The sequence below is a fragment of the Gemella sp. GH3 genome, assembly GCF_013415425.1.
GTDB lineage: Bacteria > Bacillota > Bacilli > Staphylococcales > Gemellaceae > Gemelliphila.
On the sequence record NZ_JACBYC010000019.1, the window covers coordinates 1 to 389 of the forward strand.

The window sequence follows — 389 nt, forward strand, 5'->3', positions numbered from 1 at the left end:
GGCTACATGAAGCCAAACATTGTTTAATCATCATTTATTAAGGCGTTTAATATTTGTAAGTGTTTAACATTAATTCTTGTTTATTAAGGCGTTGATTATGTTCGTTGATAGATTGTTTATGGCTGAATTAAACGATTTAAAGTTTCAATTATTTATACACCAACGTCGTCCCATGCATCTGCTACTTGGTTAGCTGTGTTTTTATCATATAAATCTAAAGCTGATTGATACAGCGCTTCTTTAGCATCACTAAAGTTTGAATTTGAACTTAAATATTCTGTGAGCGCTCTGTAGTAAATTTGTTGTGCTTTACCCTTTCCAATACTACGTATTGTATTGTAAGCTGCTTTGTTTGGAATACCGGAGTTAGTGTGTACACCACCGTTATC

1 protein-coding gene is annotated in these 389 nt (G+C 33.2%); it reads right to left on the reverse strand.

Annotated elements, in window-relative coordinates:
• Positions 1-152 precede the first annotated feature (152 nt).
• Positions 153-389: M4 family metallopeptidase (locus tag HZY83_RS00100; protein WP_179942092.1), on the reverse strand; the 237-nt coding region annotated here is incomplete at its 5' end.